Raw genomic sequence first — 23,340 nt, 5'->3', positions numbered from 1 at the left:
TAGTCATCGTCCGTCGAATGCTTTCATGGATTGCCACAAGTTATGAGCGACAACATTGACAATGGTCAAAATGTCTCCTATACAGGACAGGTCTTCAAGCTGTCGGAAACGCCCGACTTCTCTGATTGGCTCGGCTCCTTGCGGGACCGGCGGGCGCGAGCAAGGATCGTGGTTCGCCTTGAACGCTTGGCCGACGGGAACTTTGGTGACAGCAAGTCCGTCAAAGGCGGCGTTCACGAACTTCGCGTCGACTATGGGCCGGGCTACCGGGTGTATTTCTTCCAGCGGGGCAAAGAGCTTGTCATTCTTCTTTGCGGAGGCGACAAGCGCACGCAGGATGCCGACATTGCCCATGCAAAGCGGCTGAAGGAAGAGATCGAGCGCACCAATGGAGCTTCGCCCATTTGATCCCGCCAACTACCTTGAGACCGAGGAGGACATCCTTTTCTATCTTGAGGCGGCGATGGAAGGGAACGACCCCAAGCACATTGCCGGGGCGCTCGGCAATATTGCCCGCTCCAAAGGCATGAGCGTGATCGCACGTAAGACCGGCCTTGGTCGCCAGGCGCTTTACAAATCGCTTTCCGAAGACGGCAATCCAACGCTGGAAACACTTGTCGCAGTCCTCTCCGTCCTAGGCCTCGAATTGACTGTACAGAAGCGCGCTGCTTGATTTCGCTGTGAAGTCCACTTTCACCCCCTCTCTCCTCGCACTCACGCTAGCTGCCTGTTCGCAATCCCCCGCCGCGCCCGTGCGCGAGGGCGCGCCAGACAGTGCGGTGCGTATGGTCATGCCCGCAGGTGAAGCTCTGCCGGGGGTGCGTGAGGCTTTGTCCGAACCCACGTGGGCTGCCGCGCCCGAGGCGCAATCGGCGCGGTATGGGCATCCGGGGGAGACGCCGCTGGTTTCGGTCACCTGCCGTGAGGGTGTGTTGGTGGTCACGCGTCACGCCGCAGCGCCAGTGGGGGCGCAGGCCTTGTTTGCGCTGGTAGGCCGTGAGGGCATTCTGCGCCTGCCGGTGGATGCAACTTCGGTGCCGGGCCAGCGTGGCTATCTGTGGCAGGGCACCATTGCCGCCTCTGACGCGCGAGCGGACGTTATGCGCGGGCCGTTTACCGGCACGCTGCCCGGTGCGGGCATGATCAAGGTCTCGGCAGGCAGCGCCATCGGCGATGTGATCAGCCGGTGCCGCAGTGCCGCGCCGGTTGCGGTTCCTGTGCCGACGGACACCAACCAAACCACCGAATAATCCAAATCCGTTCGTGTCGAGCGTAGTCGAGACACCTTGGCGCTAACGTGTCTCGACTACGCTCGACACGAACGGGATGCTGGCTCAGACCTTGCCGAACTTCGCTTCGTAGGCCGCCTTGTCACCGCCAGCCAGAAGCTTGGCCTGCTCCACCCAGTTGTCGCGCGTTGGCCGCCCCGCGAAAGTGCCCAGTTGCGCGTTGATCTTGGCAATGTCTTCCTCGGTCCAAGCCGCAATCTGTGCGTAACTGGTCACTCCCAGCGAGGTGAGCAGCGCTTTCAGCTTTGGTCCGACGCCCTTGATCCGGCCCAGATCTTCACCCACCGGGACCACGGGCACAGCATCGGCAATCTCAACAGTTGCAGCCGCAGCCACCACTTCACCAATCCCGGCCAACGTACCCGCGCCGGGTGAAGGAATGACCACAGGCGGCGGCGTGACCATCGCCGCAGCACTCGGTGCATCGATCAGCGCATTGTTCCGCGCCGCCTTTTCCGCGCCTTCCGAAAGAACGTCAGTGTATTCGCGCTTCTTGGGCGCAGGCTTGGTCCTCCCCCAAACCCACCAGACGACGAACACAACCAACAGTACGATGCCAGCCAGCAAGGCCTGGTTGGCTTCGAACATCTGCATCATCTGAAGTCCCCTTGCTTCCCTCAGGCCGCCTGCTGCTTGCGGAACAGCACGCGATCCTCCGGCCCGAACGCGCGGACCCATAACATGTAGCAATAAATACCCAGAATCATGGGAATTCCAAGGGCGAGTTCAGCCCATTCAGGCAGCCACGTAGTAGCGATGCCCACAACCAGCGCAGGCACGATGGCCCATGCAAGGCCCCAGCGCCAGTTACTGATCGAATAGCCAAGAATGCGCGATAGCACCCGCGATTTCACTGCAGAGGACAGCCCGAGCGACACCGCCAGCGCCAGCGATGCTGCTGCCGCCACATACATCGGTCCCCAGTCTGCGTTTCTTGCCAGCAGTATCAGCGCAATCGTCAACACCGCCTGAAACACGATCGTCGCAAGGCTGATCCAAAGGTTGCGCATACGGGCGAGGTAGACCAGCGCGGCCTCGCTCACCACCGCCTTGGACGCTACGACCTCTGCGATCAGCAGGAACGCCAGCGCCGCCGTGCCCGAAACAAATGCCGGTCCGCCAAGGCCCATCAGCCCCTCGCCCGGAATGCCCAGCGCCATCGCAATGCCGATCTGTGCAGCCCCGATCCAGAAGCCGACCTGACAGACCTGCTTGGCAATCGCGGCATAGTCCTTGTCCTTGACGCTGCGGGTGATGACCGGCCCAAGCACCGGCTCGAAACTGGTCTTCAGCTTCTGTGGCAGCGATGCGATCTGTTGCGCGAAGTAGTAGATACCCACCGCCGCCTCGCCCACGAAGAAGCGCAGGATGAACACATCGAGCTTGCGCGTGCCCCATTCCACCGCATCGGCCCCGGCCAGCGGAATGTTGCGCCGCGCGATCTGCCACAGCAGCGCCGGGCGTGGCTTCCACGCGTGGGGTAGGCCATAAGTGCGGACCAAAACGAACAGCGCCACCCCCGTCGCCGCCCAGACCGAGGCGAGATAGGCAAGGCTGAGACCCGATTCCGGCCACACAAAGTAGAACGCGCCCGCCGCAATGGAGATCGTCCACGGCTCAACCACCGACCGCGCACGCACCGTGGTGGCCACATCAAACCGATAAGCCAGTGCTGCCAGCGCCAGATCACCAAGCGCAAGGCCGGGAATCGCCAGAACCAGCAGCGTATCGGCCATACCGTAGTTGCCGCTGGGATACATCGACTGCGGGAACAAATAGATCAGCGCGCCCATGCCCAGCGCCAATGACATGGCCAGCAGCACGGCGTCGCCCACAACATTGGCCGGATGCTCGTCATTCTCGGCCAAGCGCTGCGCCAGTCCGCGCTTTTGCCCCAGCGTCGCCAGCATTCCGGCAAACTCGACCATCACCAGCGCCGAAGCAAAGCGGCCCATCGCGGGCGCCCCATAAAGGCGGCTGGCGATAAACAGGAACGGGATGCGCGCGAGCAGACGCAGCAGGAAGCCGAGGAAGTTCGTGCGCCCGCCCTTGGCCAGAGCTGCGATGTCCTGCTGCGGAGGTTGTGCGGCGTCAGACAAGCGGGTTTTCCGCCCTCAGTGGACGCGAGAGCAGTCCCGCAACGACTTCATGCGCCGGGGCTGCGCCTTCCAGTAGAGCGACGACTGCCTCGACAATCGGCATCGAAATGCCACGGTTGCGCGCCACTTCGGCCAGCACCGGCGCGGTGAATGCGCCTTCTGCCACAGAGTTCTTCGCGCCCAGCACATCGGCGGCATTCGCGCCCTCGCCCAGGGCCTTGCCCAGCGAGAAGTTGCGGCTTGAAGTGGACGAACAGGTCAGCACAAGATCGCCAAGGCCCGAGAGGCCGGACAGCGTCTCTGCCCGTGCGCCCAGCGCCAGCCCAAAACGCTGCATTTCCGCAAAGCCCCGGCTGATCAGCGCAGCGCGGGCGTTCTGGCCAAGACCGAGGCCGTCCACCACGCCGCACGCGATGGCCAGCACATTCTTGACCGCGCCACCAATCTCGGCACCAGTCACGTCATCGGAGTAATAAGGCCGGAAAGTGGGCCGGGCGATAGCGGCAGACAGCCGCTGCCACTGCGCCTCGCCGTCCGCGCACGCCAGCGTCACGGCAGTCGGCAGGCCAGCGGCCACTTCATGGGCAAACGTCGGCCCGGACAGCACCGCAAGGCTCGCCCCGGGTGCGGCAGCCCGCGCCACATCGGCCATCAACCGCCCGGTGCCCGCCTCGATTCCCTTGGAGCAAAGCACCACATCGCCGCCCGAGCGCCCGATGCCGCCGAGCACATTGGCAAGGAACTGCGCAGGAGTGACCAGCAGCAGGACCGGCAGCGCGGCCATATCGGCAAGGTCGGTCGTCGCGCGGATGGGTCGTGCCAGCTTGGCCGACGGCAGGAACAGGCTGTTGGTGCGGGCTGAATTGATCTCGTCAACCAGTTCAGCCTCACGCGCCCAGAGCAGCACTTCGCGCCCATCGCTTGCCAGCATCTGCGCAAGGGCCGTGCCCCACGCGCCTGCACCGACTACCCCAACAGCAGCAGTCATCCCTTCACCCCCGCACCACGCACCGGCGCGGCATTGGCATCGAGCGGCCAGCGCGGGCGCGCCGCTACGTCGAGACCGTCAGTATATCCCAGAGCAAACCGCTCTGCGCCAGCCCAGCCGATCATCGCGGCATTGTCTGTGCACAGCTTTGGCGGCGGGGCGACCAAAGGCAACCCGTGCTGTGCTGCCAAAGCCTCCAACGCAGCGCGCAACGCGGCATTGGCAGCAACCCCGCCCGCCACGACCAGCGCGGTCATTCCCGGAGTCGCCGCGCCTAGCGCAATCCGCGTGCGGTCCACCACGCAATCAAGCGCGGCCTGCTGGAACGATGCGGCAATATCGGCATCAGCGTGGATGCCGGCATCCTTGGCCCGCATCACCGCGCTTTTCAGCCCCGCAAACGAGAAGTGCGGCTCCCCACTCCCCACCAGCGGGCGCGGTAACGGGACAGCCTTGGCATCGCCCTCACGCGCAAGCCGCTCGACCGCAGGCCCGCCGGGATAGCCTAGCCCAAGAATCTTAGCCGTTTTGTCGAATGCCTCACCCAGCGCATCGTCAATCGTCGTGGCAAGGCGGCGATATTGCCCCACGCCTGCCACTTCGAGGATTTGGCAATGCCCTCCCGAAACCAGCAGCAACAGATAGGGGTAGGCAAGCGACGGCTCGGCCAGCCTCGGCGAAAGCGCGTGGCCTTCCAGATGGTTGACCGCGATCAACGGCTTTCCTGCCGCCATCGCCAGCGCCTTTCCGGTGACCAGCCCGACCATCACCCCGCCGATCAGCCCCGGCCCCGCCGTTGCCGCAATCGCGTCCATATCATCCAGCGTCAGCCCCGCATCGGCCAGCACTGCGCCCACCATCGGACCAAGCACTTCGACATGCGCGCGCGCCGCAATTTCGGGCACCACGCCACCATAGGGGCGGTGCGCATCGTCCTGCGAGGCAATGCGCTGCGCCACGATCCGCTCTTTCAGCGTCGTGCCATTGCTGTCGATTACCGCGGCGGCGGTTTCATCGCAGCTGGATTCTATGCCAAGGATCAGGGCCATCTGGCGCTTCCCTCTAGTGATAATCCCGGTTACGGCAAGCAGAGCATGAACACACAGCCGATAGAAGCCTCGCCTGAACGCCCTCTGAAGCTGGGCACCCGCGCCTCGCCGCTTGCAATGGCGCAGGCGTATGAAACCCGCGCGCGCCTTTGCGCGGCCCACGGCTGGCCCGAAACGATGGTCGAAATCATCTCCGTCACTGCGAGTGGCGACAAGATTCTCGACCGTCCTCTGGCTGACATCGGCGGCAAAGCGCTATGGACCAAGGAACTGGACGCCTGGCTATTCGAAGGCCAGATCGACTTTGCAGTCCATTCAATGAAGGACGTGGAAACCCTGCGCCCTGAACAATTCTGCATCGCCGCCGTTCTACCCCGCGCCGACGTGCGCGACGTTCTGGTGGGTGCGGCCTCCATCCATGCCATTCCGCCCGGAGCGCGCGTCGGCACCAGCGCGCCCCGCCGTGCAGCCCAAATGCTCCACGCGCGGTCAGACCTCACCATCGTCGGCTTTCGCGGCAACGTCGCTACGCGGCTGGCGAAGTTGCAGGCCAGTGAGGCGGACGTGACCCTGCTCGCCGCTGCCGGGCTGCAACGTCTTGACCAATCCGGCGTCGGCACGCCGCTGTCAGAACACGAATGGCTCCCGGCCCCGGCGCAAGGCGCCATCGGCATCGAATGCCTTGTCGCCAACGAACGCGTGCGCGCCTATCTTTCCGCCATCGACGACAGGCCTACACATCATGCAGTCATGGCTGAACGCGCTTTGCTCAAGGCGCTGGGCGGCAATTGCCACAGCCCGATCGCCGTGCTGACCACCCACCACGAAACCTCGCTCACCTTGCGTGCTGCAATCTACAGCCCTGACGGCGCAGAACGCATCGAAGCGCACGAGACGTTTGCGCCGGGCGATATTGATGGGCCACAGCGGCTGGCGCACCGCCTTCTTGCCGATGCGCCGGAATCTGTAACTGTCCACTTCTCGGGCGAATGACCGCGCATTCAAAGCCGCTGCCGCTCATCGTGATCCGCCCGCAACCGGGCAACGATGCTACCTGCGCTGCCGCCCGTGAACGCGGGGTGGAGGCGCTGGGCTTTCCGCTGTTCACCATTGCGCCGCTCGCATGTGACGTTCCTGAGGGTTCGTTCGACGCAATTCTTGCCGGAAGCGCCAACGTCTTCCGCCACGGCGGCGATGCTTTGCAAACGCTATTGGATGTTCCGGTGATCGCCGTGGGCGAGACGACTGCAGCAAGTGCGCGTGCTGCAGGGTTCACCGTTAGCGGCATTGGCGAAGGGGGACTACAACCCGTCGTCGCCGCGCTACCGCCGGGGAACTACATTCGAATCGCCGGTGAAGACCGCGTAGACCTCAATCCGCCACCCAGTGTGCGAATCGAGACCGTGGTCGCTTATGCGGCACGCAGATCACCTCTTCCAAGTGCGCTGGCACACATTTTAAACACCGGCGCAGTTGTGCTGCTCCACTCCGGCGAAGCGGCAAGGCATTTGGCTGCTGAATGTCAGAGAATTGAAATTCAAAGGAAATCGGTTCTTATAGCGTGCCTTGCACCCCGCATTGCCACGCTTGCCGGAGAAGGGTGGGGGGCAATCGCCACCGCTCCTGCAAGAACCGATGCCATGCTGCTGGAAACTGCCATGCGAATGTGTAAGACAGTGTGACATCGGGGCGACAGGACAAGCGAAAACGGATGCAAGACTTAGGCTATAGCCCGCAAGCGGCACCGCGACGAAGCGGCCTAGGTGGGCGCACAATTGCGGCGCTGGTGGCAGGATGTTTGTTGGCAGGGGCCGCCGGGGCGGCATGGCTCGGCTGGCGCAACGGATTGATCGATGTGCAGATCGGCGATTCCGGTGTGCCACAACTCGTCACGTCTCCCATCGCACCGCCGTCGCCCAGCGCTTCGGCGGCTGAAGCTGTCGCCGTTGCCAATCGCGCGCAGGTTGATGCGCAGATCGACAGCGCAAGTGCAAAGCTGGCCGCGCTCGAACAGCGGCTGGCGGAACTGAACCAGCAGGCCATCGCCGCCTCTGGCAATGCCAGCCATGCCGAAGCGTTGCTCCTCGCCTTCGCGGCGCGCCGGGCGGTTGAACGCGGCCAGCCACTCGGCTGGATCGAAGCTCAGCTTCGCGCCCGCTTCGGGCAGACGCAAGGCGCAGCGGTGGACCGGGTCATTGCCGCTGGGGCGATGCCCGTCACGATCTCCCAACTCGGTGAAGAATTCGAACTGCTTGGCACTCAACTGGTCGGCGGGACGAAAGACGAAGGCACGTGGGATTGGTTCAGCCGCCAAGTCTCGGATATCTTTGTAGTCCGCCACGATGATTCGCCGTCACCCGCACCCGAACTGCGGCTTGAACGCACACGCGCGTTCCTGGCTGGCGGCAAAGTGGAAGCGGCGGTTGCTGAAATCGAGAAGATGCCAGGCCGCGCCGCTGCCAATGACTGGATTGTCCACGCGCGCGATTACATGGCCGCCCAGCGCGCACTCGATCAGCTTGAGGCCGCTGCGCTTACCGGCGCACAGCCCGTATCAGCACCTGCGACAGCGCCAGCAACACTGCCGATACCGGAGGCCGCTGAAGCCCCAGCTTCCGCGCCCGCACCATCCGAACCGGAGTTCTGACCCCCAACTTCTGACCCTAGGCCGCGCGCAGCAGCTTGGGCAGGTTCCCACTCATCCCGCGCGCCTCATCCATGAACCAGCGCTTGAGCGGAGCGGCGCGCTGCACGCCCGCCATGCCAAGGCGGCGCACGGCAGACGGCAGCTTGCCCGGAACGCCGAACATTCGCGTCAGCACATCCGTTGCCGTGGCTACCATGAAGGTATCAACCGCGCGCCAGCGTTCATACCGCGCGAGCAATTGCGCATCGCCCACATCAAGCCCCAGCCGCACGCCATCGGCCAGCACTTCGACCAGCGCCGCCACATCGCGCAGGCCCACATTCAGGCCCTGCCCGGCAATCGGGTGCATCCCGTGGGCCGCGTCGCCGACCAGCGCCAGCCGGTCTTCCACGATCTTTGCGGTGTGGTGGAAGTTCAGCGGATAGGATGTGCGCGCGCTGGCCAGCGCGATTTCGCCAAAGATACCGTGCATTTTGCTCGCCACTTCGCCCAGGAACATCGCCTCAGGCATGGCCAGAACCGCAGCGGCATCCTTCTCTCCCACCGTCCAGACGAGTGCGGAGCGATGCTTGCCGTCCTCAGTATCCAGCAAGGGCAGCAGCGCGAAAGGCCCCGCCGGATAGAACACTTCCCACGCCACGTTGCCGTGCGGCTTTTCATGCGTCAGCCCGGCGATGATCGCGCGGTGACCATAGTCCCATTTGGCAGGCGTGAACCCGGCCTCATCGCGGGTGGGAGACTTGCGCCCCTCTGCCGCCACCAGAAGCCGCCCCTTCAGCACGCGCCCATCGGCCAAAGTCACCGCCACACCATGCTCGCCCCGTTCGCGCGAAACGACGTGGCTGTTGGGATGAAAGCTGATCGCCTCTTCACGCGCGGCCACGCCATACATCGCAATGCGCAGGTCGCGGTTGGCGTACATGCGGCCGAGCGAGCCATCTCCCTCGCCCGGCTGGAAATCGATGCGCCCGGGCTTCATCCCGTCGGTTACCGCGATGGATGCAATCGGGCAGCCCTTGGGCGCAAGATCATCAGCCATGCCGAGGTTGGTGTAGAGGTTCCAGCTTGCGGTAGAGATCGCTGACGCCCGCCCGTCAAACCCGTCCGCCGTCTGCGCAGCGGGATCGGAATTGTCGACCACGTGAGAACTGATCCCAGCCTTGGCAAGGCCGATGGCCAGCGTCATGCCGACCAGCCCGCCGCCAAGGATCACCACATCGGAATTCGAATCGCTCACCTGATCGCTCCACACGTATTGCCGGGGCCACCATCAAGGTCGAGACAGCGTCCGTCAAATGCACCTTCGGGGATCTTGAGGCCAATCCACGCCGCCAGCGAAGGGGCGATATCCACCGTTTCAATGGCGCTCGGCTGTTCGAACCCGGTCATGCCCTTGCGCCAGAACAGGATCGGCACGCGCCGGTCATAGTCCCACGGGCTGCCATGCGTTGCCACATAGCCCGGCCCGGGCGTGGGAATGGGCACCACGCCGCGCTTCAGCATGACCACGAAATCGCCCGAATGCAGCGGATTGTAAGAAGCGCGCGCACGCTCGGCCAAAGTCCAGGTCTCGGCGGAACCGGTCGGCATCGCCGTCGCGGCAATTTCAGCGGCAGATAGCACCACTTCAACTTGCGGATCAGCCTCAAGCAGCGCCTTGGCATCGTCCACCAGCTTGCCCTTCAGGCCGGGGGCCAGATCGCGCCGCAGCCAGTAATCACCCGCAGCGCCATCAGAAAGGACAAGATCCTTCGCCTCCAGCCCATACTTCTTGCCCAGCGTAGCCGAAAGTGCAGTCGCGGAAACGGCGCTGCTCACCCGCGAGGCCTTGTCCAACGCCTGCTCGTGCAACCGTTCCGGCAGATCGAACCCGCCGTGATCCGCCGTCAGCACTACGCCATAGTCGATCCCGCGCTTGTCGAGGCTGGCAAAGAAATCGCCCAGCGCCATGTCGAGCTGCGTCAGCTGAATGCACATTTCCGCGCCTTCGGTGCCGGTCGAATGGCCGACATAGTCCGTGGCGGAAAGGCTGACCGACAGCACATCAGGCACTGCACCTTTGCCCAGCTTCTGCTCGTCCACCAGCTTCAGGCCCAGATCCAGCGTCGCCCGGTCCAGCCGGGGCGATGTGCGGAAAGCATTGGCATCGCCCGCTTTCAGCGCGAAATGGCCGTTACCAACGGTTGCACTGCCCGCCTTGATCGCACGGTCTGCGCGGCGGCAATAGTCTGGCAGGGGGAACTCTGGCGCACCCTTGGCCAGCGCCTTCGTAATCTCGTCATTCTGCGCCACGGCGGCGGGGCCAATGTCGCGCCCGTTCAGCGTGGCAAAACCCTTGCCCTTCCACCAGTAAACCTGATCGATATTGTGCCCGCCCATCATCAGCGCACCGCGATCCTTGCCCGAAACGGCAATGTTGCGCGCAGCCGGGTTGGCCTGCTTCATCCACTCGCCCAGCGTCGGGACCAGCAGATGCACGGTGGAGGCGACATAGTCCTTGGAACCTGCGCTGCGCTGCGCCACATCCTCGGCGCAATAGACTACGTTCGGCCCCACCGTGACCGACTGGTCGATCCACGAATTGGCAATGATCCCGGTGTGCGCAGGGCGGTTGCCGGTAAGGATGGTGGAATGGCCGGGGCAAGTCTCGGTCGCCGCATGGCTCTGGTAGCCCGCCGGGAACACCGCACCCTGCGTCAACCGCGCAAAACCGCCGGTAAAGCGCTGGCGATACTGGGCAAATACGTCCGAAGACAACTGGTCAATCGCAATCGCCACGATCAGCCGGGGCGCATTGGCCGGCACCTGCTGGCTCACCGGTTGCGGCGCTTCTTGCGCAGTGACGGGGATCATCGGCAGGGCAGTTGCCATCAGCACGGCAACAGACTTCGCAAGGCTTTTCACGCGCGACATACTCCTATGGGCAAGCTTACTGGACTCAAGGCAAGGCCAGCCGTAGGACGCCCAAGAGCGCTACGCATGGCCCCGCTTTCGCTCTCGTTCAAGGGGCCTTTTTGGACCTTGGCCCCCTTTATGCCGATCAGCGAAACGGCCCGGATCAACACTTTGCGCATCATAGCGATGTTTGTGACGGCCTTGTTGCTCCTGAACTTCGCCCCGGCACGCGCCGCCCCCAATCACGTGCAGACCTCGCTTTTGGCAGAAGGTCCGGTGGAGCCGGGCGGCACGGTCACACTCGCGCTGTTGATGCAGCCGGAAAAGGGGTGGCACGGCTATTGGTCCAACCCCGGCGATGCGGGTTACGGCCTGACGCTCGACTGGACTTTGCCGCAAGGGGCCACAACCGGCGCAATGCAGTTTCCAGTGCCGCAGACGTTGGTCATCCAGGGCCTGATGAACCACGTCTATGAACACGACTACGCCGTCTTGGTGCCGTTCAGGGTGCCTGTAGGTGCTGTTCGGGGCAGCACCTTGCCGATAAGCGTCAAAGCCCAGTGGCTGGCCTGCACCGACGCCATCTGCGTGCCCGAACGCGCTGAATTGCAGGGCACCGTCACAATCGGCAGCGGCGCAAAAGACGCCCGCTTTGAAGGCTGGCGCGCAGCCCTGCCTGCCCCGCTTGATCGTGCTGGCAGCTTTGCGCTGACGGACAAGGCCCTGCGCATTGCCCTGCCCTTCCCGGGCTCGGCCCCGCTCGACACACCGCACCTGTTCCTCTCGACCGAGGGACTGGCGAACTACGGCGCGCCGCAGCGCTTCTTCCGTGATGGCGATACGCTGATCGTGGAAGTGCCGCTCGCCGCTTCCCCCACGCCTGCGCAAAAGGTCGAAGGCGTGCTGGCGATGGGCAAGGACGCAGGCGGCATCGCATTCACCGCAGCGCCGGGAGCCGTCTCCACCAGCGGCGAGGAAGTTGGCGGCACGGCCACCTTCTCTGTCGCCACGCTCGGCCTTGCACTCCTCGGTGCGTTCCTCGGCGGGCTGATCCTCAACATCATGCCTTGCGTCTTCCCGATCCTCAGCCTCAAGGCGCTCGCGCTCGCTCGTGGTAACTCCCACAACGCGCGATCCGAAGGCCTCGCCTACACCGGCGGGGTCGTCCTTGCATGCCTGCTGCTCGGCGGCGTGATGCTGGCCTTGCGCGCGGGCGGGGAACAGGTTGGCTGGGCGTTCCAGTTGCAGGAACCCGGCGTCGTGGCCGTCCTGTTGCTGCTGGCCGTGGCGATCACTGCCAACCTGCTGGGCGTCTATGAACTCCCCGGCCTGTCGGTCGAGCGCGGCGCAGGCAATTCCGGCGCGTTCGGCACCGGCCTGCTTGCCGCTTTCGTCGCCACGCCCTGCACCGGTCCGTTCATGGCCGCAGCGATGGGTGCGGCGCTGGTCCTGCCGATATGGGCCGCGCTGGGCGTATTTGCGGCGCTCGGCCTTGGCCTTGCCCTGCCGTTCCTGCTGCTCGGCTTCATCCCGGCGCTGCGCCGCCTACTGCCCAAGCCCGGTGCGTGGATGGAGCGCTTCCGCCGCTGGATGGCGCTGCCGATGGGCCTGACGGCGTTGGCGCTAGGCTGGCTGGCATGGCGCGTAGGTGGGGCAGAGTTCGTCGCCGCCATGGTAGCGCTTGCCTCGGCATTGGTCGTTCTGCTGGCATTCACTGGCAAGGGCCAGCGCCGGGGCCGCGCAGTGATGGCGTGGACCTTACCTGCTACGCTCCTGCTCGGTGCCGCCGCCTTCGCCGCCACCCCGCGCCTTGCCACGGCCCCAGTTGCTGACAGCGGCGGCCTGCTCGCGGCCAAGCCCTTCTCCGAGGCGGCCCTTGCGGAAGCACGTAAGGCTGGAAAGCCCGTCTTCGCCTATTTCACCGCAGACTGGTGCCTGTCCTGCAAGGTCAACGAAGGCACGTCGATCGAGCGTGAAAGCACCAAAGCGGCGTTTGAAAAGGCAGGCGTTGTCGTGCTGGTCGGCGACTGGACACGCCGCGATCCGGCGATCACGAAATTCCTGACCGCACAGGGTGTTGCCGGCGTGCCACTCTATTTGTGGTATCCGGCGAACGGAGTAGAACCACGCCAGTTGCCGCAAGTGCTGACGCCGGACCTGCTGGCGGAACTGCCCAGCAATTAGCTCTTCACTATAGCTCAGTGCGCCCCCGCGAAGGCGGGGGCCTCGTGCAGCTTATGATGGGTCAGCGTAGACGGCCTGAGGTCCCCGCCTACGCGGGGACGCAATGTTGCGCTTGGGGCGCGTTACAATGACTGCCCGTCATCCACCGAGATAAATGTCCCCGTCACCTGCCGTGATGCGTCTGATGCAAAGAACAGCATCATGTCATCCAGCGCCGAAATCTCGGCCAACCGCTTCCTCGGCCACGCCGCAATCTGCGCCTTGCCGCCATCGGTATCGAACCATTCGCCGTCAATCTCGGTGCGGATATAGCCGGGCTGGATCACGTTGACGTTGATTCCCAGCCGCGCCCATTCGCGCGCAAACTGCCGCCCCAGATGCTGTACCGCCAGCTTGGTAGCGGCATAGGCGGAATCGCCGCTCCCGGTCGTCTGTGCGGTGATCGACCCAGTGAGGATCACGCGACCCTTCTCCGATTGTTTCGATCCCGCCGCAATCATCCGGCGCCCGCCTTCACGGGCCGTGAGGTAGACACCGTTGAAGTTCGTATCGACCACGCGGCGCACCATATCTGCGGACAGGTCGACCGACCTCCCCGCCTCGACGATCCCGGCATTGGCCACCACCACATCAGGCACGCCCAGCCCCGCTTCGGCCGCATCGAACGCCGCGATGATCGAAGCCTCGTCCGTCACATCAAGCGCCACCGCCAGCGCCCTGCCGCCGCGCGTGTTGATCTCGTCCATCAGCGCCGCCACACGCTCGACCCGCCGCGCGCCAATGACGACCGCCGCCCCAGCCGCCGCATAGAGCCGCGCGAAATGCGCACCCAGCCCGGATGAAGCGCCGGTAATCAGCGCAACGCGGCCTTCAAGCGAATAGCGTGGGCAGTCCATCAACCTCTCCTGTGCAGGTGAGTGGATTTAACCGAATGCTTAAAACGCGCAAGCTCTGACTTGCAGCAGAAAACCGGCTATTTCAGCCCGGCTTCAACCCGGCCCGGCTTGGCCGCAAAGCCCTGCATCCCCAGCCACCACTGCAGCGCAATCACGCCACCTTTGGCCGGTTGCAGGAAAGCGCCCAGCAACCCGACGGCCATTACCGCCACAATCAGCATCATAGCCCACGCCGGAACGGCAGGGCTGAGGCCCAGTTCGATGATGACCGGGGCCATGATGTGCCCGGTCAGCAAGATCGCGATGTACGGCGGAAAATCGTCGGCCGCGTGCAGCGTCCAGTTCTGCCCGCAGAGGCGGCAGCGTTCTACCGGCTTCAGGAATGCCGCAAACAGATGCGTCCCGCCGCAGCGCGGACACTTGCCCTTCACCCCCCGCCAGAGCGCCGCGCTTAGCCCTTGCGGAAGGCTGGCACGGTCAAGCGGCAGGGCGGCGTTTGGCACGCTACTTCGCGAACGGGTTCTTGGGGCTGCGCAACGTCATGCGGATTGGCACGGCGTCAAAGCCCAGTTCGCGGCGGATGCTGTTGATCAGATAACGCCGATAGCTTTCCGGCAATTGATCGAGCCGCGTGCCAAACAGGATGAAGCCCGGCGGGCGCGTTTTCGCCTGCGTGATATAGCGCAGTTTGATGCGGCGGCCACCCGGCGCAGGCGGCGGATTGGCGGCCAGCGCATCATCGAACCAGCGGTTGAGCGCGGCGGTGGCCACGCGTTTGGACCATGCGGCACGGATTTCGAACGCGGCGGAGAGCATCTCGTCCAGCCCCTTGCCGGTGCGGCCTGAAATCGCCAGCAACGGCACACCGCGCACTTGCGCAAGGCCATCTTCCAGCGCGGCACGGATGCCTTGGAACAGGCCCGAGGGATCTTCGGCGATGTCCCACTTGTTAATCGCGATCATCAACGCGCGACCTTCCTCGAGCACCATCGAGGCGATCTTGAGATCCTGATGCTCCAGCCCGCGCGTGGCATCGAGCATCAGCACGACGACTTCGGCAAAATCGATGGCATGGCGCGCATCGGCAACCGACATCCGTTCAAGCTTGTCGACCACGTTGGCCTTCTTGCGCATGCCGGCGGTGTCGATCAGGCGCACCGGGCGATAGCCTTCACGCTTGGGATCGAACCACTGCCAGTCAATCGCAATTGAATCGCGCGTAATGCCCGCTTCTGGCCCCGTCAGAAGGCGATCTTCGCCCAGCAACCGGTTGATCAGCGTAGACTTGCCCGCGTTCGGGCGGCCAACGATGGCGAGTTTCAGGACGGATTCGGGATCGAATTCTTCCTCATCGTCCACCGAAGGAATGTCATCCTCGTCCGCCTCGGCTTGCTTGGCCTCGATATGCGGGCGCAACGCTTCGAACAGATCGGCAAGGCCCTGACCATGTTCAGCGGAGAACGCGACCGGCTCGCCGAAGCCCAGCGAAAACGCCTCGAAAATGCCTGGATCGCCCTGACGCCCTTCGGCCTTGTTGGCCATCAGCACGATGGGCACACGGTTCTGGCGCAGATACCGGGCGATTTCCTCGTCCAGCGGGGTCACGCCTGCACGTGCGTCGATAACAAATAGCGCCACATCGGCGCCAATTAGCGACGCCTCGGTCTGCTTGCGCATCCGTCCGGGCAGCGTCGAGGGGTCTTCGTCTTCCCAACCTGCGGTATCGACGATGGTGAAATCAAGGCCCAGCAGCGTGGCATCGCCAAAGCGGCGGTCACGCGTGACCCCGGGCTGATCGTCCACCAGTGCGAGCTTTTTGCCCACGAGGCGGTTGAAAATGGTGGACTTCCCGACATTCGGGCGTCCGATAATGATAACTTGAGGGCGCATAGGCCTCCCGTGGCTGTTCCCGCGCGTGAACGCAAGGGCGCGTTTAAGTCAGTGTGTTTGATTAGGGCTGCATTAACCAAGGGTAGAAGGTGCGCCCTAACCTTGGCACGCGATAGTGCAGAGCATGAGGGAAAAGATTTGCCGCATCGCCGCCTTGCTGGCGTTCACCCTGCCCGGCACGGGTGGAAACGCCGCTGAAATCAAGGATTCCGCGCGCTTTGACGGCGCGTCTGCGCCGGATCGCGAATCACTCACTTACCTGCAGTGCGTTCCTTATGCGCGCCAGATAAGCGGCATCCAGATCTATGGCGACGCGTTAACCTGGTGGGATCAGGCCGAGGGCCGCTATGCCAAAGGCCGCAAGCCGAAACCGGGTGCGGTGATGAGCTTTGCGCCATCTGGCCGCATGGAACTGGGCCATGTGGCAGCGGTCAGCAGGGTGATCGATTCGCGCACGGTGCTGCTGCGCCACGCAAACTGGTCTCCCATCGACGGACGGCGCGGGCAGATCGAAGACAATGTGCGCGCGGTGGACGTTTCAGAACAGAACGACTGGTCGCAAGTGCGCGTGTGGTTTGCTCCCATCGGCAATCTGGGCACGACAGCGTGGCCGGTCAATGGCTTCATCTATCCGGAAAAGCCGGGCAAGCAGAAGGGCTTCACACTGCTGGCGGCCAAGCCTGTGACCAAGGCGGCAGACGCCCCCAAAGCCCTGGTCGGCGCGGATTTCCTGAAGGGCATACGGCCCGAGGTGGACGCGCGGGCGGCACCGGCGCGGCGGCAATTGACCATGAGTTACGGCGCACCGAAAGCCACTTCGCAAAAGCCGGTGGCCAGCGGCTCATCACGTTCTGGCGCGGCGCTTTCAAATGACCCGATAGGCCGCATCATCGCTGCGAAAACGCGCTGACCGGCCAATCGCAAACATCACCAGAACCTGTTCCCCCGCGCAGGCGGGGGCCTCAGGCCTGTTACAGAACCGTCACGTAAACCGCCTGAGACCCCCGCCTTCGCGGGGGAGCAGGTGCGTTTTACCGGTGATGCAACATCACAGCGACTTGATGATCGCCGAGAAATCCAGCCCTGCGTTGCCTGCATCGGCGAAGGCTGCATAAAGCTCCTCAGCCCGCGCTCCCATCGGCACTTGCGCGCCTGCATCCTGCGCCGCCGCCATCGCCAGCTTCAGATCCTTGAGCATCAGCGCAGTGGCAAAGCCGCCCTGATAGCCGTTGTCCGCCGGGCTTTGCGGGCCAACGCCGGGCACCGGGCAATACGAAGTCATCGACCAGCACTGGCCCGAGGCCTTGGAGGAGATGTCGTAGAACGTCTGCAGGTCCAGCCCCAGCTTTTCAGCCATCGCAAACGTCTCGCACGTGGCGACCATCGATGCGCCGAGCAGCATGTTGTTGCAGATCTTGGCAGCTTGCCCTGTCCCGCTCGCGCCTGCATGGATCACAGCCTTACCCATCGCGGCAAGGATCGGTTCCGCCCGCGCGAAAGCATCGCCTGCGCCGCCGACCATGAAGGTCAGCGTGCCACCATTGGCCGCCGCGATTCCGCCCGAAACTGGCGCATCGACCATCGCATAGCCCGCTGCATCAGCGGCCGTGGCGACTTCGCGCGCGGTGGCGACATCGATGGTCGAGCAATCGAGCAGCAGCGCCGTCGTTGGTGCGTGGCCGATAACGTCAGCTGTATAGACTGACTTCATGATAGCGCCGTTGGGCAGCATCGAGACGACGGCGTCTGCGCCTTGCACCGCTTCTTTCACCGAAGTGTAAGTCGTGCAACCGTTCTCCTGCGCGCGCGCCAGCGCTGCTTCGGCAAGGTCGAAGGCGTGGACGTCATGCCCCGCTTTCACAAGGTTTGCGGCCATGCCGCCGCCCATATTGCCAAGGCCGATGAATGCGATTTTCATTGTAAATCTCCCCTCCCGCCTGCGGGAGGGGCCGGAGGAGGGCCTGTTCCGCTGGGTGGTTGCGCGTTGCCGAGGGCGAACATGCCCTCCCCTAACCCCTCCCGCCAGCGGGAGGGGGACTTTATGAGCTTACCGCCCCTTCCACACACCCGGGCGCTTTTCGACGAACGCCTTCATGCCCTCGGCCTTGTCCTCGGTGGCGGTGAGCACCTGGAACAGGCGGCGTTCGAACAGCAGACCCTGATCCAGCGTGGTTTCAAACGCGGCGTTGACCATTTCCTTGTTGGCCATTGCAGCCATAGGCGGCATTCCGGCAATCGCCTCGGCAGCTTTCAGCGCCTCGGCAAGCAGGTCCGCCAGCGGCACCACGCGGCTGACAAGGCCTGAACGCTCGGCTTCTGCGGCATCCATCATGCGCCCGCTCAGGCACATGTCCATCGCCTTGGCCTTGCCCACAGCGCGGGTCAGTCGCTGCGATCCGCCCATGCCGGGCGCCACGCCCAGCTTGATTTCAGGCTGGCCAAACTTGGCCGTGTCCGATGCGATGATGAAATCCGCCATCATCGCCAGTTCGCACCCGCCGCCCAGCGCAAAGCCATTGACGGCTGCGATCCACGGCTTGCGCGTGGTCTTGACCAAGTGGCTGGTCCACTTGGCAAAGAAGTCTTCGTTGTAGAAATCGGCGGCAGGCTTGTCCGACATTTCCTTGATGTCTGCGCCAGCGGCAAAGGCCTTCTCGCCCGATCCGGTCAGCACCGCGCAACGCTGCGCAGGGTCTGCCTCGAACGCAGCGAAGGCAGCGATCAGGTCGGTCAGAACCTGCGAGTTCAACGCGTTCAGCGCCTGCGGGCGATTCAGCGTGATAAGAGTGACGGCACCCTTGTTTTCAACCAGGATGGTTTCGTAAGTCATAGCGGTTTCCATTCGTCGGCAGCGCCAAGCGGCGCAAATATCTGGTCCAGCAACGCGTCGGTTACACCCTCAGGTGTTGAAGGCGACCATTGGGGCGCGCCGTCCTTGTCGACAATTACGGCGCGGACACCCTCGGCAAAGTCCGGAAGCGTCAGCACGCGCGCGCTCACGCGATATTCCATCGCCATGTTCGCGGCAAAATCTGGCAGCGTCAGGCTGATGGCCAGTTGGCGCAGCGCAACCTTGCAAGTCTGCGGGCTTTTGGTCGCCAGCGTCGCCAACGTGGCTTTGGCAAAGTCCGAACCTTCGGCCTCAAGCGCGGCCAGAACGTCCTCATACCGGTTCGAAGCGAACAGCCGCTCGATGTCAGCGGCGTGGGCGGCGATCTTCGCCTCGGGCGGAACGGCGGACAGTTCGCGCAGGATCGCTGGAATGCTCTCAGGATCGGCCGAAATCCGTGCCTTTGCCTCAGCCAGATTGCCTGACGGCAGGTAATGCGTGGCCAACCCCGCCCACACGCATTCCGCGCCATCAAGCCGCGCGCCTGTGAGCGCCAGATACTGCCCCAGCCGCCCGCGCAGGCGCGAAAGGAACCAGCCGCCGCCGACATCGGGGAACAGGCCGATGCCGGTCTCGGGCATGGCCAGTTTGGTGTTTTCCGTTGCGACACGGTAGGTTGCAGGCCCTGAGATGCCCACGCCGCCACCCATCGTGATGCCGTCCATGAACGCCACCACCGGCTTGCCATACGTCATCAGCAAGTGGTTGAGCTGGTATTCGTCATGAAAGAACTTGCGGCCCGAAACGCCACCATCGTTCAGTGCCGAATTGCGGAGGAAGGCTATATCGCCGCCCGCACAGAAGCCCCTGGAAAGTTTTGGATCGCCGTCCGGCGCGGCGGCATGATCGATCAGGACCACACCCACCGCAGGATCATTGCGCCATTCCACCAGCGCTGCGGTCATCGCGTGAACCATGTCCAGCGTCAGGGCGTGTAAAGCCTTGGGTCGGTTCAAGGAAATGACGCCTGCGTGCGCCTTGGTGCACTTCAGGACGTCTTCGGTGCTGTTCAGGATGCTCACTTCAGCAAGTCCCTTCCGACGATCATGCGCATCACTTCGTTGGTGCCTTCAAGGATGCGGTGGACGCGCAGATCGCGCCAGAACCGCTCGATCGGATAATCACGCAAGTAGCCGTAACCGCCGAACATCTGCAGCGCGCGGTCGACGATGGACGAGCCGTTGTCGGTCGCCAGCTTTTTGGCCATCGCCGAGAAGCGGGTCTTGTCGGGTGCGCCCGATGTGACCTTGGCGGCAGCGAGGTAGAGCAGCGCGCGCGACGCTTCCAGATCGGTCGCCATGTCGGCCAGTTCAAACTGCGTGTTCTGGAACTCTGCAATAGCCTTGCCGAACTGGCGGCGGTCCTTGACGTATTGCACCGCCTCATCAAGGCACCGCTGCGCCCCGCCGAGCGAGCACGCCCCGATGTTCAGCCGCCCGCCATCAAGCCCGGCCATCGCAAACTTGAAACCATCGCCCTCAGCGCCAACACGGTTGGCCACCGGCACCAAGGCGTTGTCGAAGACGACTTGCGCGGTGGGCGATGCGTTCCAGCCCAGCTTGCGCTCCGGCGCGCCAAAGCTGACGCCCGGCGTATCCTTATCAATCACAAGGCACGAAATGCCGCGCGCGCCATCATCCCCGGTGCGAACCATCGTCACATAAACATCGTTCACACCGCCGCCCGAGATGAACTGCTTTGTCCCGTTGACGACATAATGGTCGCCGTCCAGCCGGGCCGTGGTCTTGAGCGCCGCCGCGTCGGAACCCGAACCCGGCTCAGTCAAGCAGTAGCTGGCCATCAGGTCCATGCTGACCAGACTGGGCAGATAACGCGCCTTGACCTCGTCGCCGCCGAACTTGTCGATCATCCACGCGGCCATATTGTGGATCGAGATGAATGCGCTGGTGGCGGGGCAGCCATAGGCCATCGCCTCCATGATCAGCGCCGCTTCCAGACGGCCAAGTCCGATACCGCCCGATTCCTCACTGACATAGATCGCCGCAAAGCCAAGCTCCGCCGCCGCCTTGATCGTCTCACGCGGGAAAATGTGATCCTCGTCCCATTGCGCGGCAAAGGGCGTGATCGCGTCCGCAGTAAAGCGGCGCGCCATGTCCTGAATGGCAATCTGGTCTTCGGTCAGCGCGAACTGGTCGGTCATGTCTCTCTTCCCGTCACACGGATTTAACCGCACCCTTAATCTGCTTGGGCGGCGGATATGGTCCGCCACCCATGCTGTCCAGACCTATCCGCAGGAAATGCGGACGATCGTGTAGTCGTCGTCATAGCTCACCGTCAGCCGGTCGGCCCGGTAGTCCATCGTTACGGCCGAACGCGGTGGCACCCAGCGCAAGGTCTTTGCGCCGGTCAGCCGCAGCAATTCGGCGCCGCTGCCAGCGCTGGCCTTGTGGCCAAGATGCGATTGCACCGTATCGGCATTGCAAACGCCTTCAGGTGTCGCGGGCAAATCCTGCGGAGGTGCCTGCGTGGTGCAACCGGCAAGTGCCAGAGCGGCGGCAGCGGCAGTCAGTAGAATTTGCTTCATCGCGATTGCCTCCCTCACTTGCACTGGCTGTAGCGGCGTGGGCCTTGTGGAGCATCGTCACCGAACTCGGTAAGCACCAGCACCTTGCCGCCATCGACCAGTTCGTAACGCGCGTCCCGCTTCCATTCCATGCCTTCACCCTCATAATCGAAGGTTGCCCGCACGATGTTTTCGGTCCGTTGCGCCACCACACCGATTTCACCGATGGATTCATAGAACTTCACGCTGTCCGGGCCGACCGTCATCAGCCCCTTATTATCCGCACGCCCCGGATCGCAGTCTGCCGCATTCATGCCCCAGCGCCCACGCATGGACATCGGGAACGATGCGTCTTCCATCGCCACTGCCGAAGCGCTGGCCCCCGGCGCAACCGGCGGCGCAAACGCTTCGGATTCGCTGACAATGGGCGCCATGCTGGGCGTGGAAGAAGCATCCCGCTCCGGCGAGGGGTCCGAACAGGCGGCCAGTGCCAAAGGCGCGGCAAGAAGGGGAAGGATAAAGCGCTTCATCGGGAAACTCCGGTGCTTGATGCAGATGGAATAACCAACGCGCACCGGAGCATTCCTTTCCTGAGCCGCTTTTTCTCAGCCCCGATCCTTAACCCATCGTCGGGATGACGAACGCGTTGGCGAGATCACCCACGCCGCCATCGGGCCAGCGCTGCGTGATCGTCTTGACCTTGGTCCAGAACTTCACGCCTTCCATGCCGTGCTGGTTGGTATCGCCAAAGGCCGACCGCTTCCAGCCGCCGAAGCTGTGATAAGCCACCGGCACCGGGATCGGCACGTTGATGCCGACCATGCCGATTTTTACGCCGTTGGCGAAGGCCCGGGCGGCATCGCCGTCGCGGGTGAAGATCGCCGTGCCGTTGCCGTAGGCATGGTCGTTCACCAGGCCGATCGCCTCGTCAAATCCCTTGGCGCGCACGACCGAGAGCACCGGCCCGAAGATCTCGTCCTTGTAGATCGTCATGTCGGCGGTGACATTGTCGAACAGGCAGCCGCCCATGAAGTTGCCCTTCTCGTAGCCCTGCAGCTTCAGGCCGCGGCCGTCGACCACCAGCTTGGCGCCTTCCTTCACGCCCGCATCGACGTAGCCCATCACCTTGTCGCGGTGCTGGCGCGTCACCAGCGGACCCATTTCCGATTGCGGATCGAGTCCAGGTCCGACCTTTAGCGCGGCAACTCGGGGAGCCAGCTTGGCCATCAATTTGTCGCCGACGTCGCCCACCGCGACCGCGACCGAGATCGCCATGCAGCGCTCGCCCGCCGCGCCATAGCCCGCGCCGATCAGCGCGTCGGTCACCTGGTCGAGGTCGGCGTCGGGCATGATCACCATGTGGTTCTTGGCGCCGCACAGCGCCTGCACGCGCTTATTGCGCTGAGTGCCCGTGTGATAGACGTACTGGCCGATCGCGGTCGAGCCCACGAAGGAGATCGCCGGCACGTCGGGATGATGCAGGAGCGCATCGACCGCCACCTTGTCGCCGTTCAGCACCTGGAAGATGCCGGCGGGCGCGCCGGCCTCGGCGAACAATTCGGCCAGCAGCATCGGTGCGGAGGGATCCTTCTCCGACGGCTTCAGGATGAAGGCGTTGCCGCAGGCCACCGCCATGGCGCCCATCCAGCATGGGATCATGATCGGGAAGTTGAACGGCGTGATGCCGGCCACCACGCCCAGCGGCTGTCGGATCGACCAGCTGTCCATGTCGGAGGCGACCTGCTCGGTGAAGTCGCCCTTCATGTGATGGGCGATGCCGCAGGAGAATTCGATCACCTCGAGGCCGCGTCCGACTTCGCCTTTCGCGTCCTCGAAGGTCTTGCCGTGCTCGAGCGACATCATGCGGGCGAGATCGTCGATGCGCTTCTCGACCAGGCCTTTCAGGTTGAACATCACGCGCTGGCGGCGGAGCGGCGGCGTCGCGGCCCAGGCGACCTGCGCCTTCTTCGCGAGCTGAACGGCATCGTC

General features: G+C 63.9%; 24 protein-coding genes. 8 read left to right on the top strand and 16 right to left on the bottom strand.

All coding sequences use genetic code 11. The annotated features are described in order from the left end of the window. Positions 1-42 precede the first annotated feature (42 nt). The 3 genes from Q8R81_RS00915 to Q8R81_RS00905 are packed head-to-tail and all read left to right on the top strand — an operon-like array spanning position 43 to position 1,250. Positions 43-408 (top strand): type II toxin-antitoxin system RelE/ParE family toxin, encoded by a 366-nt coding sequence (locus Q8R81_RS00915; protein ID WP_305615267.1) that lies wholly within the window; start codon positions 43-45, stop codon positions 406-408. Then, a complete protein-coding gene (locus Q8R81_RS00910) occupies positions 389-673 on the top strand; it encodes an addiction module antidote protein (protein WP_305615265.1) in 285 nt (94 codons plus the stop codon). Before Q8R81_RS00915 ends, Q8R81_RS00910 begins: the two co-directional genes overlap by 20 nt. Positions 674-680: 7 nt before the next feature. Further along, positions 681-1,250, top strand: coding sequence for a hypothetical protein (locus tag Q8R81_RS00905; protein WP_305615263.1), 570 nt, complete (start codon positions 681-683; stop codon positions 1,248-1,250). Between the two features lie 84 nt (positions 1,251-1,334). On the opposite strand, the gene Q8R81_RS00900 is transcribed toward Q8R81_RS00905, so the two are convergent. The 4 genes from Q8R81_RS00900 to tsaD are packed head-to-tail and all read right to left on the bottom strand — an operon-like array spanning position 1,335 to position 5,425. Next, positions 1,335-1,886, bottom strand: coding sequence for a hypothetical protein (locus Q8R81_RS00900; RefSeq protein ID WP_305615261.1), 552 nt, complete (start codon positions 1,884-1,886; stop codon positions 1,335-1,337). Positions 1,887-1,906: 20 nt separating this feature from the next. Beyond that, the gene (locus Q8R81_RS00895) at positions 1,907-3,388 is read right to left on the bottom strand and encodes a lipopolysaccharide biosynthesis protein (RefSeq protein WP_305615259.1); all 1,482 of its coding nucleotides are present in this window, start codon (positions 3,386-3,388) and stop codon (positions 1,907-1,909) included. Beyond that, entirely contained in the window at positions 3,381-4,376 is a 996-nt protein-coding gene (locus Q8R81_RS00890; protein ID WP_305615257.1) for an NAD(P)H-dependent glycerol-3-phosphate dehydrogenase, read from the bottom strand. The genes Q8R81_RS00895 and Q8R81_RS00890 overlap by 8 nt, the downstream gene beginning before the upstream one ends. Then, a complete protein-coding gene (gene tsaD, locus Q8R81_RS00885) occupies positions 4,373-5,425 on the bottom strand; it encodes a tRNA (adenosine(37)-N6)-threonylcarbamoyltransferase complex transferase subunit TsaD (RefSeq protein WP_305615255.1) in 1,053 nt (350 codons plus the stop codon). Before tsaD ends, Q8R81_RS00890 begins: the two co-directional genes overlap by 4 nt. Positions 5,426-5,470: 45 nt before the next feature. Here tsaD and hemC point away from each other — a divergent pair, with 45 nt between their 5' ends. The 3 genes from hemC to Q8R81_RS00870 all read left to right on the top strand — a co-directional run bounded on the left by hemC (position 5,471) and on the right by Q8R81_RS00870 (position 8,072). Continuing rightward, a complete protein-coding gene (gene hemC / locus Q8R81_RS00880) occupies positions 5,471-6,418 on the top strand; it encodes a hydroxymethylbilane synthase (RefSeq protein WP_305615253.1) in 948 nt (315 codons plus the stop codon). Next, entirely contained in the window at positions 6,415-7,107 is a 693-nt protein-coding gene (locus tag Q8R81_RS00875; protein ID WP_305615251.1) for a uroporphyrinogen-III synthase, read from the top strand. The genes hemC and Q8R81_RS00875 overlap by 4 nt, the downstream gene beginning before the upstream one ends. Before the next feature lie 119 nt (positions 7,108-7,226). Next, positions 7,227-8,072, top strand: a complete 846-nt coding sequence (locus Q8R81_RS00870; RefSeq protein WP_305615249.1) for a hypothetical protein — start codon at positions 7,227-7,229, stop codon at positions 8,070-8,072. 16 nt (positions 8,073-8,088) lie between these two features. On the opposite strand, the gene Q8R81_RS00865 is transcribed toward Q8R81_RS00870, so the two are convergent. Together Q8R81_RS00865 and Q8R81_RS00860 are read right to left on the bottom strand one after the other, a co-directional pair. Beyond that, positions 8,089-9,309 (bottom strand): UbiH/UbiF/VisC/COQ6 family ubiquinone biosynthesis hydroxylase, encoded by a 1,221-nt coding sequence (locus tag Q8R81_RS00865; RefSeq protein WP_305615247.1) that lies wholly within the window; start codon positions 9,307-9,309, stop codon positions 8,089-8,091. After that, positions 9,306-10,985: an alkaline phosphatase family protein gene (locus Q8R81_RS00860; RefSeq protein WP_305615245.1), complete on the bottom strand. Its 1,680-nt coding sequence runs from the start codon at positions 10,983-10,985 to the stop codon at positions 9,306-9,308. Before Q8R81_RS00860 ends, Q8R81_RS00865 begins: the two co-directional genes overlap by 4 nt. Positions 10,986-11,105: 120 nt before the next feature. Here Q8R81_RS00860 and Q8R81_RS00855 point away from each other — a divergent pair, with 120 nt between their 5' ends. Next, on the top strand, positions 11,106-13,151 hold the full coding sequence (locus Q8R81_RS00855; RefSeq protein WP_305615243.1) for a protein-disulfide reductase DsbD: 2,046 nt from the start codon (positions 11,106-11,108) through the stop codon (positions 13,149-13,151). A gap of 122 nt (positions 13,152-13,273) precedes the next feature. Here the strand turns inward: Q8R81_RS00855 and Q8R81_RS00850 are convergent, their stop codons facing one another. The 3 genes from Q8R81_RS00850 to der all read right to left on the bottom strand — a co-directional run bounded on the left by Q8R81_RS00850 (position 13,274) and on the right by der (position 15,937). Then, positions 13,274-14,047, bottom strand: coding sequence for an SDR family NAD(P)-dependent oxidoreductase (locus Q8R81_RS00850; RefSeq protein ID WP_305615242.1), 774 nt, complete (start codon positions 14,045-14,047; stop codon positions 13,274-13,276). 77 nt (positions 14,048-14,124) lie between these two features. Beyond that, the gene (locus tag Q8R81_RS00845; RefSeq protein ID WP_305615240.1) at positions 14,125-14,550 is read right to left on the bottom strand and encodes a DUF983 domain-containing protein; all 426 of its coding nucleotides are present in this window, start codon (positions 14,548-14,550) and stop codon (positions 14,125-14,127) included. Between the two features lies 1 nt (position 14,551). After that, positions 14,552-15,937 carry a ribosome biogenesis GTPase Der gene (gene der / locus Q8R81_RS00840; protein ID WP_305615238.1) on the bottom strand — a complete coding sequence of 462 codons (1,386 nt, stop codon included), beginning with the start codon at positions 15,935-15,937 and terminating at the stop codon, positions 14,552-14,554. Positions 15,938-16,061: 124 nt separating this feature from the next. Between der and Q8R81_RS00835 the strand changes: the two genes are divergently transcribed. After that, positions 16,062-16,847: a CHAP domain-containing protein gene (locus tag Q8R81_RS00835; RefSeq protein ID WP_305615236.1), complete on the top strand. Its 786-nt coding sequence runs from the start codon at positions 16,062-16,064 to the stop codon at positions 16,845-16,847. A 138-nt stretch (positions 16,848-16,985) separates the two neighbouring features. Here Q8R81_RS00835 and mmsB read toward each other — a convergent pair whose 3' ends face one another. From mmsB to Q8R81_RS00800, 7 genes are all read right to left on the bottom strand, one after another. After that, a complete protein-coding gene (gene mmsB, locus Q8R81_RS00830) occupies positions 16,986-17,855 on the bottom strand; it encodes a 3-hydroxyisobutyrate dehydrogenase (RefSeq protein WP_305615234.1) in 870 nt (289 codons plus the stop codon). Between the two features lie 129 nt (positions 17,856-17,984). Continuing rightward, a complete protein-coding gene (locus tag Q8R81_RS00825) occupies positions 17,985-18,767 on the bottom strand; it encodes an enoyl-CoA hydratase-related protein (protein ID WP_305615232.1) in 783 nt (260 codons plus the stop codon). Further along, positions 18,764-19,843 carry an enoyl-CoA hydratase/isomerase family protein gene (locus Q8R81_RS00820; protein WP_371135278.1) on the bottom strand — a complete coding sequence of 360 codons (1,080 nt, stop codon included), beginning with the start codon at positions 19,841-19,843 and terminating at the stop codon, positions 18,764-18,766. Before Q8R81_RS00820 ends, Q8R81_RS00825 begins: the two co-directional genes overlap by 4 nt. 2 nt (positions 19,844-19,845) lie before the next feature. Then, entirely contained in the window at positions 19,846-20,988 is a 1,143-nt protein-coding gene (locus Q8R81_RS00815; protein WP_305615229.1) for an acyl-CoA dehydrogenase family protein, read from the bottom strand. An 84-nt stretch (positions 20,989-21,072) separates the two neighbouring features. Beyond that, a complete protein-coding gene (locus Q8R81_RS00810; RefSeq protein ID WP_305615227.1) occupies positions 21,073-21,372 on the bottom strand; it encodes an I78 family peptidase inhibitor in 300 nt (99 codons plus the stop codon). A gap of 14 nt (positions 21,373-21,386) precedes the next feature. Beyond that, complete coding sequence (locus Q8R81_RS00805; protein WP_305615226.1) at positions 21,387-21,881, bottom strand: hypothetical protein; 495 nt, start codon at positions 21,879-21,881, stop codon at positions 21,387-21,389. 88 nt (positions 21,882-21,969) lie between these two features. Beyond that, positions 21,970-23,340 (bottom strand): CoA-acylating methylmalonate-semialdehyde dehydrogenase (locus tag Q8R81_RS00800; RefSeq protein WP_305615224.1); only part of this gene is annotated, 1,371 nt, incomplete at its 5' end.

This window comes from Novosphingobium sp. (assembly GCF_030696665.1).
Taxonomy (GTDB): Bacteria; Pseudomonadota; Alphaproteobacteria; order Sphingomonadales; family Sphingomonadaceae; genus Novosphingobium.
This window is presented reverse-complemented; position numbering and strand designations above follow the sequence as displayed.

Bases quoted from the DNA above. Each gene is read 5' to 3' on its own strand.
- Q8R81_RS00835 (WP_305615236.1), top strand. From the start codon at position 16,062: ATGAGGGAAAAGATTTGCCGCATCGCCGCCTTGCTGGCGTTCACCCTG.
- tsaD (WP_305615255.1), bottom strand. From the start codon at position 5,425: ATGGCCCTGATCCTTGGCATAGAATCCAGCTGCGATGAAACCGCCGCC.
- Q8R81_RS00900 (WP_305615261.1), bottom strand. From the start codon at position 1,886: ATGATGCAGATGTTCGAAGCCAACCAGGCCTTGCTGGCTGGCATCGTA.
- Q8R81_RS00890 (WP_305615257.1), bottom strand. From the start codon at position 4,376: ATGACTGCTGCTGTTGGGGTAGTCGGTGCAGGCGCGTGGGGCACGGCC.
- Q8R81_RS00805 (WP_305615226.1), bottom strand. From the start codon at position 21,881: ATGAAGCGCTTTATCCTTCCCCTTCTTGCCGCGCCTTTGGCACTGGCC.
- Q8R81_RS00915 (WP_305615267.1), top strand. From the start codon at position 43: ATGAGCGACAACATTGACAATGGTCAAAATGTCTCCTATACAGGACAG.
- mmsB (WP_305615234.1), bottom strand. From the start codon at position 17,855: ATGAAAATCGCATTCATCGGCCTTGGCAATATGGGCGGCGGCATGGCC.
- Q8R81_RS00825 (WP_305615232.1), bottom strand. From the start codon at position 18,767: ATGACTTACGAAACCATCCTGGTTGAAAACAAGGGTGCCGTCACTCTT.
- Q8R81_RS00815 (WP_305615229.1), bottom strand. From the start codon at position 20,988: ATGACCGACCAGTTCGCGCTGACCGAAGACCAGATTGCCATTCAGGAC.
- der (WP_305615238.1), bottom strand. From the start codon at position 15,937: ATGCGCCCTCAAGTTATCATTATCGGACGCCCGAATGTCGGGAAGTCC.
- Q8R81_RS00855 (WP_305615243.1), top strand. From the start codon at position 11,106: ATGCCGATCAGCGAAACGGCCCGGATCAACACTTTGCGCATCATAGCG.
- hemC (WP_305615253.1), top strand. From the start codon at position 5,471: ATGAACACACAGCCGATAGAAGCCTCGCCTGAACGCCCTCTGAAGCTG.
- Q8R81_RS00810 (WP_305615227.1), bottom strand. From the start codon at position 21,372: ATGAAGCAAATTCTACTGACTGCCGCTGCCGCCGCTCTGGCACTTGCC.
- Q8R81_RS00910 (WP_305615265.1), top strand. From the start codon at position 389: ATGGAGCTTCGCCCATTTGATCCCGCCAACTACCTTGAGACCGAGGAG.
- Q8R81_RS00875 (WP_305615251.1), top strand. From the start codon at position 6,415: ATGACCGCGCATTCAAAGCCGCTGCCGCTCATCGTGATCCGCCCGCAA.
- Q8R81_RS00850 (WP_305615242.1), bottom strand. From the start codon at position 14,047: ATGGACTGCCCACGCTATTCGCTTGAAGGCCGCGTTGCGCTGATTACC.
- Q8R81_RS00860 (WP_305615245.1), bottom strand. From the start codon at position 10,985: ATGTCGCGCGTGAAAAGCCTTGCGAAGTCTGTTGCCGTGCTGATGGCA.